The following is an 11,546-nucleotide window of genomic DNA, read 5'->3' on the forward strand; positions in this document are numbered from 1 at the left end:
GAAAATAGATGGAAATATTGTTGCCATCGGCATTTAAGGAAGCAGGGCAATCCTTACCAGGTTTGATTACTTTGCAAAATCAAAACGGACTGGTTGCCCAGTTCACGAATTACGGTGCCCGTTGGGTAAGTATGTGGGCACCTGACCGTAACGGTTGCATGGGGGATATTGTACTTGGTTTCGATACCCTCGATGGTTACCGGATGGCAGGTGAACAGTATCATGGAGCGATTGTCGGCCGTGTTTGCGGAAGAATCAGCAATGCTTGTTTCCGGTTGGGGGATCAGGAGTATTTGTTGGCTTCCAACGATGCCTATGGCAAGCCTGTCCGTAATCATTTGCACGGTGGAATCGATGCTTTTCACAATCGTTTCTGGAAATCCCGTTCATTTCTTACTCCTGCCGGCGAGGAAGCTGTCGAGTTCTCCATTTATTCACAAAGCGGGGAAGAGGGTTATCCGGGTAACCTGCAAGTAAAGGTTACTTACCTATTGCAAAATAATAACTGTTTGCGTATGGAATGCGAAGCAACGACCGACCGTCTGACTCCTGTTAACCTGACAAATCATACTTTCTTCAATCTGCAATCATCCTCCGGTCCTGCAGTGAAGAAGAATGTCTTATCCCATAATTTAACCCTGAATGCATCTGCTATCATCGCTTGTGACGGGGAATTGATTCCTACGGGAAGCTTGCTGCCTGTAGACGGCACTCTGCTCGATTTCCGTTCGCCTCGAACCATTGCCTCGTCTTTGGCAGAGGAACATTCGCAGATACAAAAGGGGAAAGGTTTCTCTCTGGCATATGCTTTGGATAGGAAGGAAGGGGAGGAATTGAACTTCGCCGCCGGTTTGTCTGATGAAACCTCCGGTCGAATTCTTGAAATATACACTGATCAACCCTCGGTACAGGTGTATAACGGCTATTTTATGGATGGAACGGATATAGGGAAAGATGGAACCCCCTATTATGCAAGTGCTGGGATTGCTATCGAAACACAAGGGTATCCGGATGCTCCGAATCAACCCGCTTTTCCTTCTGTTTTGATAGATAGTTCAAATAAATATAGCCATATAACAGAATATAGGTTTAAAACGATGTAATCCTTTAAAAAGACAGGTGAATGCATATCTGATAAATGCGTCCACCTGTCTTTTTTGATAGATAAGGAATATAAACCCTATGAATGTATCTCCTTATAAACTTAATTTTGCTTTGATCGCTTTCGGGATTGCGTCCTTGTGCAACATGATATAAATGGTTTTGGCACGGACGAAGCTTTCAGACATATTCAGATAGCCGCCGAACTTATTACGGTCTGTACCCCAGGAATTCTTTGTGATGTAATATTTGGTTCCGTTCTGGTCTTTGGTAATACCGGTCAGGTGCATCAGATGGTCATCAGTTGTAACGAATGCTTCGAAACCCTGCTGACGGACTTCGGGAGTTACTTTGACTTCCGGATATGGCTGTTCGAATTTATACACTTCTTCCAGACGTTCCTTTTCATCCATCTTCTCGAAACGGGCACGGTCGGTATTAGAGAAGTCTTCTACCTTCTTCACTTCCGGGTTGATGGCTACGCCATTTTTGAAAGAGAAGCCTTTTTCACTGACATCACCGTCCCAACATACGGTGAAACCGTTGTTTAAAGCATAATCGACTGTCTCGATCATTTCGTCGAGAGGCAGGTTGTACATGAGTTGATGTTCCCAGTTGTCAGGTACTTCCACATCGAATTTTACGTAATACGGATGATGTGTGAAACTGGTTAGTTCGATGTAGTCATCCATATTTAATCCCAGAGATTCGGCGAACGATTTGGGAGTATATTCTTTCCCTTTGTAAGTGAATTTGGCTGGCAGTTCTCCCAGATAGGTGTCGAACAGGTTCCGGATCAGTTTGTCGTATTCCGGGCTGCGTTTCTTATTCTTGACTGCAACATTAGCAATAGCCTCCATGTACTGAACCATTTCACTGTGGTTATGACGTTCGGAGTCGTAGTTGATCCCTTTGTAAACCTCTTCGGGAACGATTCCTACCTGGCGGTATGCATTCTTGAAGGTATGGGACAGGCTGCCTTGCCCGATATTACCCTCTCCGCGGCGCAGATAGTTATCTTGTAACTGGTTCATATATTTCTGACGCACGATAAACATTTCGGAAAGGTCGTATTCGCCTTTTCCCATGCGTAATAGTTCGGATTCCATAAAAGAGGTGGTTGCAAAACACCAGCAAGTACCGGTGGCAGCCTGGTTTTTTACCGGGGTAGCCGGAACGGTTACCACTTCGGTAAACTGATAACCTTGTGCAAACGTGCTGAATGCGGAAAGCAGCAAGGCACAGGAGATAAATAATGCTTTCATATGATATGTTGTTTATGTTATAATAATTCAGTTCTTAAAACCCTCTTGCGAACATTTTCCAGAATTCGTCTGCCATTTCTTGCCAGCGCTGCATGGTTGCCCCGGCGAAATCTGAGGTGTATCCTGTCAGAAAGGCGTTAGCTGCTTCGTTACCTTTCGCCTGCTGTATCTCTTTATACTGGCTTTCGACAAAAGGCAGTTCCCGCTGTCCTTTCTCTTCAAAATGAGTGATGGCAGTTTGTATTTTCTCTTTGGTCAGTCCCCAACGTACGGTAGCTAATTTGTTTGCTTCGCGGAACGACCAGATGGCTGCATCTTTCCGGTGACGGTGCTGCCCGCAGATACCGAAGCTGGGCGGGAGTGCGGTGGAACCGGAGAAAATAGGGATACGCGGGCTTTGTCCCGGATTATCGAAAGATAACCAGGCAACACCGCCGACTGCATCGGGTAACCAGTTGCGTAACTGGATCACATGCGAATAAGAACATTGAGGAACGGCTACCAGGCGGTTGCGGTCCACTGTGCCGCCTTTGACAGCATTCAGCATATTGATCATATCCGTCGTCATCCAGGGATTAGCTGCCGGACTCGTCACGGAATCTTTTTCAGCACTGTCCTTCTTCTTGGCGAGGATTTTCAGATTCTTTGTCGTATCCCAGTCCGTACCTTCGTAAGTTGCACGTAAAAGCGCCATTACATCGGTAGCAGCAACCTGTTTATCCGGTTTGACGCTCAACGGAAGTTCTTCTGAATCGTAAGCCAGTTTCAGGGAAGGAGCAAGACTGTTCAGGATAAAAAACTCGCGCAGGCTGAAAGATTTCAGTTCGCCGAAATAATTTCCGCCGCTGTAAGCCTTCCAGAAGCGGAACGGCTCTTTTCCATCCCATAACTTCATCTTCTTAGCTACATCAAACACATTATCCGAGGCCATATAATTATCTTTATCCTTCAAATCGAGTGTAGAGATGCGGGAGATATTTGCCGAAACACTGACATGGTCATCCGGAATACGTACTGCCGCCCATACACCACCAATCTTATCCGGACCTTCTCCGAATATTTCGAATATCCATACCTCATTCGGATCAGCGATAGTCAGACATTCGCCGGAATCACCGTAACCGAATTCTTTTACCAGTTTTCCGATCAGGCGGATAGCATCACGGGCGGTCGAGCAACGTTGCAGGGCGATCTTTTCCAGTTCTTCGATCATGAACATGCCGTTCTTGTTCTCCAGTTCTTTCCGTCCGGAGATCGTAGTTTCCCCGATCCCCAGTTGTTTTTCGTTCAGGCAAGGGTAGGAGGTGTTCAGGAACTGATACGTGGAACGTGCCTGGGGAATAGTTCCTTTCAGTTCCACATTCGTCTGGTCGTTCGGATATTCGGTGTGCATCCGTCCGTTGTAGATGGCAACTGTCGTGTCGCGGTCGTAGGTGGCAGCCGGAACGATATCCATCCAGGTGCGGTAGTTACCGTCGCATGTGTGGCTGGTCATTACCGAGCCGTCTGTCGAGGCCTTTTTACCGACCATAATACTAGTGCAGCTCTCCGGTGTGTTGACAGGTCGAGCGTATTCTATCTCCTGCGCAGTCGTAATGAAACAGTGGCAGATAAGTGTAAGAGTAAGGATAAACAATCTGTTCATGTGTTTGTCATTTGATTTAGTGGTTAAAGATACAAACTGTATCGGAATAAATCTATATATTTGCCCAAATCTAAAGTGTGTACGATAACATAACAATTATAGTCCCATGAGAAAACTATTTTCTATTGCTGTATTGCTGGTATTTCTGACCTTGCCGGCATTGGCTCAACTCACTTTGTTTCCCACTCCAGCCAAGGTGTCGGGTGGGAAAGGTTCTTTTACGATCGGTACGGCATCCCAGATCACCGGAAATGGCGGATATGCCGATCAACTGGCTAAAAAACTATCGTCCGAACTAAAAGGATCCGAACTGTCGGGCACTCCTTCGCAGGGAACCATCCGGTTGGTTCTGGACGAAAAACTACGTATGGCAGACGAGGCTTATACACTGACTGTCACCCCCGAATCTGTTTTATTGGAAGCCTCTTCCGAATCCGGTTTGTTTTATGCAAAAGAAGCATTGAAACAACTGGCCCGTTTCGGCAAAGGAACGGTGAGATCCTGCAAGATCGTCGATCAGCCGCGTTATGGCTGGAGAGGCTTTATGCTGGATGAAAGCCGTCATTTCTTCGGAAAGGAAAAGGTTAAACAGTATCTGGATATCATGGCTTCCCTCCGTATGAATGTCTTCCACTGGCACCTGACCGACGAGCCGGGTTGGCGTATCGAGATCAAGAAATATCCGAAACTGACTTCTGTCGGTGCTATCGGTAACTGGCATGACCCGAATGCACCCGCGAAATTCTATACGCAGGAAGAGATCAGGGAGATCGTTGCCTATGCGGCAGAACGTCATATTATGGTGGTTCCTGAATTCGATATGCCCGGACATGCGACAGCCGTCAGCCGTTCATATCCTGAATTATCCGGTGGCGGAGAAGGCAAATGGGATGGTTTCACATTCCATCCCTGTAAGGAAACAACTTACCAGTTCATCAGTGATGTGCTCGATGAAATCGTCTCTTTATTCCCTTCTCCTTATATCCATATCGGTGGAGATGAGGTTCATTATGGAAATCAAAGTTGGTTTACCGATCCGGAAATCCAGCAATTCATCAAAGATAAAAAGTTACAGAATGAAACAGGTCTGGAACATTATTTCGTAAATCGTGCCGCTGATATCGTAGCCTCCAAAGGAAAGACAATGATCGGTTGGGACGAAATTATCGATGCCGGCGTTTCTCCGGGTAAAGCAGTAGTTATGTGGTGGCGCCATGACCGTAAACACCAGTTGGTAAAGGCTCTGGAGAATGGCTACCAGGTGATAATGACTCCGCGCCGTCCTTTCTATGCGGATTTCGTTCAATACGGAGAACACAATGTCGGCCGTTTGTGGAACGGTTATAATACGATCGAGGATATTTACCGTTTCCCCGAACCTATTATCCATCTGACAAAAGATTATGAGGATCAGGTAATGGGGTTGCAGTTCTCTTTATGGACAGAACGTGTAGCAGATCCGAAACGTCTTGACTTTATGACTTTCCCGCGTTTGGTCGCTGTGGCGGAAGACGGCTGGACACCTGCCAAAGAAAAGGAATGCAGTTTGTTCATGAAGAAGTTGCCGTATTTCCTGGAATATCTGAATACATTGGGTATTTACTACTTCAATCCGTTCAATCCGTCATCTACCCCGGAACCGGATGCTCCGGCAAAGGAAGACGTGTTACAGAATGGTTGATCTGAAATAAAAAAGGGCGGAATCGATAACGGTTCCGCCCTTTTGCTTTTATGTATGAAGGTTAATATCTTTTCTTCCGTGCATTACGGTCTGAAGTATCGCGTCTCCAGGGTTTTTCACTGTTACGTCTGTCGCTCGTACTACCGCTGAAACCGCCTTCGCGTTTACCTTTGTAGCCTCCGCCACCTTTATAACCGCCTCTGGAACTACCATTGCCGCCACCGCGCGAATTGCCTCCGCCACGGCCGAAACCGCCGCGACTGCTTCTGCTGCCTTCGCCTTTACCCTGGGCCGGTTCTACGGAGATTCGTTTGCCGTCTATCTCAAAACCGTTCATGTTGTCCATGACACGCTGTGATTCGCCTTCCTCTACTTCGAAGAATGAGAAGCTGTCGCGCAGGTCGATTTTTCCGATTCTCACCTTGCCTGGAACACATTTGTTGACCAGTTCGATCAGCTGGTTCGGATAAAGACCGTCAGTTTTACCGAAGTTGAGGAAGAAGCGGGAGAATCCTTCTTCTGCCGTATGACTACGGCGTTCTCCGCGTTCTGTGCGTTCGCTGCGGGCTGAGCGTTCGTCTACTTCCTGAATTTCGTCAGCATCTTTGTAGTAGTCGATCATACGGTTGAATTCCAGAGAAACAACACGTTTGATAATATCTTCTTTGTCCAGCCATTCCAGTTTACGGTAAATCTGCGGCATCAGTGTGGCAATCTCTTCTTCGTCTACCTTCACTTTTTCGATCTGGTCTACGAGGTTGAAAAGCTGCTTTTCACAGATATCGTGCCCGCTGGGCATTACACCTTTCTCAAATTTCTTCTTGATGATATTTTCGATCAGGCGGATTTTTCCTTTTTCCTTTACGTGGCAGATAGAAATAGAAATGCCTGTCTTACCGGCACGTCCCGTACGTCCGCGGCGGTGTGTATACGATTCTACTTCATCAGGCAAACCGTAGTTGATCACGTGTGTCAGATCGTCCACGTCCAGTCCGCGGGCAGCTACGTCGGTAGCAACTAACAGCTGGATATTTTTAACACGGAATTTCTGCATCACGTAGTCACGCTGTGCCTGGCTCAGTTCGCCGTGCAGCGAGTCTGCGTTGTAGCCGTCTTGTATCAGCTTGTCGGCAATCTCCTGTGTTTCCTTACGGGTACGGCAGAAGACGATACCGTAGATATTCGGATAATAATCAGCAATACGTTTCAGTGCCAAGTATTTATCCTGTGCACGAACCATATAATAAATATCCTTGATATTCTTGTTTCCTTCGTTCTTGTTCCCGATAACGATTTCTTTCGGGTTCTTCATGTACTTCTTCATGATGCTGGCGATGCCCTGCGGCATGGTAGCGGAGAAAAGTAACATGTTACGTGCAGGCGGGACTTCAGCCAGAATCGCGTTGATACTGTCGGTGAATCCCATGTTCAGCATTTCGTCTGCTTCGTCCATAATGACGTTTTTGATCGTACCCAGATCGACAGTCTTACGGTTCATCAGGTCGAGCAGACGGCCCGGTGTAGCCACAACTACGTGTACACCGCGTTTCAGTGTCTTGATCTGACTTTCAATGCTTGAACCTCCATATACCGGCAGTACCTTCAGGTTGTCGATGTATTTGGAGTAATCATTCAGGTCGTCGGCAATTTGCAGACAAAGTTCCCTGGTGGGACAAAGTATGAGTGCTTGAGGCTGATATCTTGTCACATCGATCTTCTGCAGGATGGGCAGACCGAAAGCGGCTGTTTTTCCTGTTCCTGTTTGTGCCAATGCAATTACGTCGTTGTCTTCTCCCAGCAAGAAAGGAATCACTTCTTCCTGTACCGGCATGGGCGATTCGTAACCCATTTCCTGGATTGCCTTCAATATGGGGGCGGCAACTCCTAATTCTTCAAATGTTTTCAAAATGTGATATATGTATATATAATAAATTCAGAGGGTACAAAGGTAGATAAATAATTCGGATTCACATTAATATAACAAAATATCTTTTAACGTGTCCCGTTTCTTTTCTGTCAGTCCTAACCCTTTTGACAGATATTTGTCTACCGAACCGTAATCTTTCCTGATCCGTTTCAGGACCAGATCGATCAACCCTTCATTGACAGTGACCAGCGTGGTGATCGTTTCCTGTGCATTCGTGCTCAGATCGCGCGCCATATAGGCCAGGTGTCCGATATTGATATTTTCGTTGGAAGCCATGTAATCTCTTACAACAGTCTCTTCCGGTATGCCGAGGGCGAAAAGTAACATGGCTGTCAGGTAGCCTGTACGATCCTTTCCCATCGAACAGTTCACCAGGATCGGATAATTATCCTCTTCCAGGAAAACATCGAGCGCTTTGGCAAATTGATCGCTGTAATCGGTTACGTATTGCAGATAAGTATCCTGCATGAACAGCAGGCCGTCACCTTTACGCATCCGGTCTTCCTGTATCCGGGCGGTAACATTGTCCATATTCTTGATAGGAATAGGGATATGTATTATGTTTGCCTTTGAATAACGTAGCGGACTGGCAGCCAGCTCATCATTCCCGCGCAGGTCTATAACCGTTTTGATATGCAAATTGTTCAGGCGGATCGAATCCCATTCGCTCAGCGAACTGAGTTGTCCGGAACGGAAAACCTTCCCCCAACGGGTCGTTTTATGGTTATGGCTCGTCCCATAGCCTCCTATCTCACGTACGTTCTGTATGCTGTCCATCGCAACGGAACGGGCACCGATCGTTTTAAAATATTTATCATTGAAAGACAGCAGGAAATATTTACGCGACATATTGTCGTTCGTGATATAGGTAGTAACCCCGTCTTTTATGTTGGCGTATCCTGCAGGGAGAGATCTGTTGAATGTTTCGGGATTGTCGGAGACATACATCTTGAGTATACCTTCTATTTGCGGTTCCGTTTCCCATTTCAGTATATAATTCCCTATATCGTCGCGCAGGCATATCGCCCGTATTTCAGGATTGTTGGAGGAACAACCCATAAATAGAGTGACACAAGCAAACAGAGAAAAAATCTTTACTAACATTGTTTTTCTAGCATACATACATCACAAAGATAATAAATCCTGATCTTTATCGTACGGGAGTTAATGATATTTAAGACTACTTGCGGTATGAAGCCGCGAATTCTTTAGAAATGTAATTATCATAGCTTTGGCATACTTCAGACGCGAGATCCATGCCGCAGCGGATAATCTTTTCCCATGTTTCTTTGCTTAAGCTAGGAAGATCATGATATCCGATATTATATTTCAGTAATCCGTAGATGATGCCGGCATTGAAATTGTCGCCTGCTCCGATGGTGCTGACCGGATTGATCGCATCCGTATCGAAATGTTCGGATAATTTGCCTGTGTAGAGGTTGACGCCGTTCGCTCCATGCGTGGAGATAAACCGTTCACAATAGAATTTGATATGATCGGAATAGACCCGGTCAACATCTGTCTTTCCGAAGATATTGAAGAAATCCTCGTCCGACCCGCGTACGATATCTGCATATTCCAGGTTCTCGAGGATGGTGGGAGTGAGGTATATCGCTTCGTGCGCATGTGCTTTCCGGAAATTCGGATCATAGTAAATGATCGCTTTCCGTTCTTTGGCGTATTCCAGAAATTCGATCGTTCGTTCCCGCAGGGCCGGATTCAAAGAATAATAGGATCCGAATATAAGGATATCATCCTGATTGATGACCGGCATAGGCACTTCCAACCGTTGTTTGGGGTAATCTTTGTAAAAGGTGTAATTGGCATTGTTATCTTCGTCGAGGAAAGCCAGCGATATAGGACTTTTCCCATCGGGGAAACGGTCTACCAGTTCCGTTGAGATATGATTTTCTTCCATAAATTTACGGATGATATCGCCTACGCGGTCGTTACCTACCTCGCTGATGAAAGAAACCGGAACGTCCAGCCGTCCCAGCGACACCAATCCGTTGAAGACCGAACCGCCCGGTACGGCTGTATGAGGCTGGTCGTTCTTAAAGATAATGTCGAGAATGGTTTCTCCGATGCCAATAACTTTTCTCATATAGAATGGTTTGTTTATAGTCTATTCGTTTTTGCTCTGTTCACGGCTTTTCGATCCGAGATAGCCGCCGTGATGCCGTTTGGCATAGTCTTTATTGTTGAAATTGATCCTTTTCATCGTACCTACGACCAGGATATCACCGATAACGGTCATTACTGTTGTCGATGTGGTCGGTGTAAGGCCCAGCGGACAAACTTCGCTCGGTGCTCCGGTAAGCAGGCATACGTCGGCATCCTTAGCAAGTGAGCTTTCCGGGTTACTGGTAATAACGATAAATTTCATATCGGGCACTAATCCGCGGGTCAGGTCGACGAGTTCCAGCAATTCGCGGGTTTTTCCGGAATTGGAGATCAGAAGCATGATATCGTTGTCGCGTACGATACCCAGATCGCCATGTTGTGCTTCGCTGGGATGCAGGAAGAAGGCTGGCGTACCGGTTGAACTGAATGTGGTAGCAATATTCATCGCGATCTGGCCGGCTTTCCCCATTCCGCTGGTGATCAGTTTCCCCCCAAGATCATGGACATATTTAACAATAAGAGTTACTGCATCTTCATAGCCGGCGGTTACCGGGATATTCAGGACTGCTTCAGCTTCCTGTTGCAGGATGCTCGCGATTGCTTCGTGTGACATAGCTACTTTATTATTTATACAATTATCTCTAACAGTTTGCAAAAATACGATTAAAAAAATCAATTCATCCCCCGTGTTTTATAAATTTTCGCTTTGGCGTCGTTGATACGTTGGAATTTCTCGTTAGCTGCTCTGTAGATATCTTCTCCTAAGGCAGCCACTTTGTCCGGATGGTGTTTTAAAGCAAGTCGGCGGTAAGCGGCACGTACCTCTTCATTGGTTGCCTCCGGAGTTATTTCAAGAACCTTATAGGCGTCTTCCAGTGTATTTGTTTCCAGGTTTAGTATCGATTCGACCTCTTTGTCTGACAAACCCATGGATAAGGCCACTTCTTTGAGGGCCTCTATCTCATTTGTGCATACATGTCCGTCGCTTTGAGCGATCTGGACTAGAAAAGCCAGGAGTTGAAGGCGTTCTTCGTAGCTCATGCTATATGCAATCTGTGTCCCGCATTCCCGGATGGTGTTTTTGAAAGCCATCGGGTTTTCATGGTCCATACGTTTTTGTTGTTCAAAAAGTTTCAGCAAAATATCTTCTCCTTGGGATACGGCCGTTTCTCCGAAATTTCTTCTGAGAAACTGGCGTACGAACTCCATTTCACTGTGCATGATCCGCCCGTCAGCTTTGATGACGTACGATGCCATAACGAGCATGGAGAAAAGGAAACTGTTCCGCTGACCCATATATCTGTCTTCCGGTGAGGGTTCATTTTCATAACCCCTTCCACCGTATGCCTGTCCCGCCTGATCGATTCCCTCATCAAACAAAGAACCGAATACGATGCCGGCCAAAGCCCCCAGAGGACCTAAAGCCATAAATCCGATAATACCGCCAATCCATTTACCTATTCCCATACGACTTGTTTTGTAAACTTTTCCGGCAAAGATATGAATTATTTTATTGGAATGATGTATGGTGTGTATAGGGAGGGTTAAGAAACCGTTTGGTTGTTCCCGAACAAATATAAAATACTACCCGATGTTTTTTAATTTACTATAGGTACTAAATAGAATTACTACGGCGACTAATCAATGGTTGATAACCATCAACCGATTGGCCGACAATTGTCAACCGATCGGCTCATAATTATCGACCGATTGGCTGATAATTATCGGCCGCTGAAATGATACGGTTGTCCTGTCCTGAAATAAGTTGACAAAACACCACGGTAAACTTATGTCAGAATCGAA

Annotated in this window: 9 protein-coding genes; 2 read left to right on the top strand and 7 right to left on the bottom strand. The window is 46.1% G+C overall.

All coding sequences use genetic code 11. The features are described 5' to 3' along the window. Positions 1–8: 8 nt before the first annotated feature. Positions 9–1,103, top strand: a complete 1,095-nt coding sequence (locus DWX23_RS23360) for an aldose epimerase family protein (protein WP_122376275.1) — start codon at positions 9–11, stop codon at positions 1,101–1,103. Between the two features lie 93 nt (positions 1,104–1,196). Here the strand turns inward: DWX23_RS23360 and DWX23_RS23365 are convergent, their stop codons facing one another. Together DWX23_RS23365 and DWX23_RS23370 are read right to left on the bottom strand one after the other, a co-directional pair. Then, a complete protein-coding gene (locus DWX23_RS23365) occupies positions 1,197–2,366 on the bottom strand; it encodes an aminopeptidase C (protein WP_122376276.1) in 1,170 nt (389 codons plus the stop codon). A 34-nt stretch (positions 2,367–2,400) separates the two neighbouring features. After that, positions 2,401–4,011: a dipeptidase gene (locus DWX23_RS23370; RefSeq protein ID WP_122353535.1), complete on the bottom strand. Its 1,611-nt coding sequence runs from the start codon at positions 4,009–4,011 to the stop codon at positions 2,401–2,403. 106 nt (positions 4,012–4,117) lie between these two features. Between DWX23_RS23370 and DWX23_RS23375 the strand changes: the two genes are divergently transcribed. Beyond that, positions 4,118–5,692: a beta-N-acetylhexosaminidase gene (locus DWX23_RS23375; RefSeq protein WP_122376277.1), complete on the top strand. Its 1,575-nt coding sequence runs from the start codon at positions 4,118–4,120 to the stop codon at positions 5,690–5,692. Positions 5,693–5,753: 61 nt separating this feature from the next. On the opposite strand, the gene DWX23_RS23380 is transcribed toward DWX23_RS23375, so the two are convergent. From DWX23_RS23380 to DWX23_RS23400, 5 genes are all read right to left on the bottom strand, one after another. After that, positions 5,754–7,541, bottom strand: a complete 1,788-nt coding sequence (locus DWX23_RS23380; protein WP_122376283.1) for a DEAD/DEAH box helicase — start codon at positions 7,539–7,541, stop codon at positions 5,754–5,756. A gap of 123 nt (positions 7,542–7,664) precedes the next feature. Next, positions 7,665–8,723, bottom strand: a complete 1,059-nt coding sequence (locus DWX23_RS23385) for a tyrosine-protein phosphatase (protein WP_122353533.1) — start codon at positions 8,721–8,723, stop codon at positions 7,665–7,667. Positions 8,724–8,799: 76 nt separating this feature from the next. Then, positions 8,800–9,723 (bottom strand): carbohydrate kinase, encoded by a 924-nt coding sequence (locus DWX23_RS23390; RefSeq protein WP_122376278.1) that lies wholly within the window; start codon positions 9,721–9,723, stop codon positions 8,800–8,802. 21 nt (positions 9,724–9,744) lie between these two features. Further along, entirely contained in the window at positions 9,745–10,356 is a 612-nt protein-coding gene (locus DWX23_RS23395) for an SIS domain-containing protein (protein ID WP_122353531.1), read from the bottom strand. A gap of 59 nt (positions 10,357–10,415) precedes the next feature. Then, on the bottom strand, positions 10,416–11,210 hold the full coding sequence (locus DWX23_RS23400; protein WP_122376279.1) for a TerB family tellurite resistance protein: 795 nt from the start codon (positions 11,208–11,210) through the stop codon (positions 10,416–10,418). Positions 11,211–11,546: the final 336 nt, after the last annotated feature.

Source organism: Parabacteroides sp. AF18-52 (genome assembly GCF_003479145.1).
GTDB classification, from domain to species: domain Bacteria; phylum Bacteroidota; class Bacteroidia; order Bacteroidales; family Tannerellaceae; genus Parabacteroides; species Parabacteroides faecis.

What these genes read in the sequence shown, in the direction of transcription:
- DWX23_RS23360 (WP_122376275.1), top strand. Translation starts at nt 9, where the DNA reads ATGGAAATATTGTTGCCATCGGCATTTAAGGAAGCAGGGCAATCCTTA.
- DWX23_RS23365 (WP_122376276.1), bottom strand. Translation starts at nt 2,366, where the DNA reads ATGAAAGCATTATTTATCTCCTGTGCCTTGCTGCTTTCCGCATTCAGC.
- DWX23_RS23370 (WP_122353535.1), bottom strand. Translation starts at nt 4,011, where the DNA reads ATGAACAGATTGTTTATCCTTACTCTTACACTTATCTGCCACTGTTTC.
- DWX23_RS23375 (WP_122376277.1), top strand. Translation starts at nt 4,118, where the DNA reads ATGAGAAAACTATTTTCTATTGCTGTATTGCTGGTATTTCTGACCTTG.
- DWX23_RS23380 (WP_122376283.1), bottom strand. Translation starts at nt 7,541, where the DNA reads ATGGGTTACGAATCGCCCATGCCGGTACAGGAAGAAGTGATTCCTTTC.
- DWX23_RS23385 (WP_122353533.1), bottom strand. Translation starts at nt 8,723, where the DNA reads ATGTTAGTAAAGATTTTTTCTCTGTTTGCTTGTGTCACTCTATTTATG.
- DWX23_RS23390 (WP_122376278.1), bottom strand. Translation starts at nt 9,723, where the DNA reads ATGAGAAAAGTTATTGGCATCGGAGAAACCATTCTCGACATTATCTTT.
- DWX23_RS23395 (WP_122353531.1), bottom strand. Translation starts at nt 10,356, where the DNA reads ATGTCACACGAAGCAATCGCGAGCATCCTGCAACAGGAAGCTGAAGCA.
- DWX23_RS23400 (WP_122376279.1), bottom strand. Translation starts at nt 11,210, where the DNA reads ATGGGAATAGGTAAATGGATTGGCGGTATTATCGGATTTATGGCTTTA.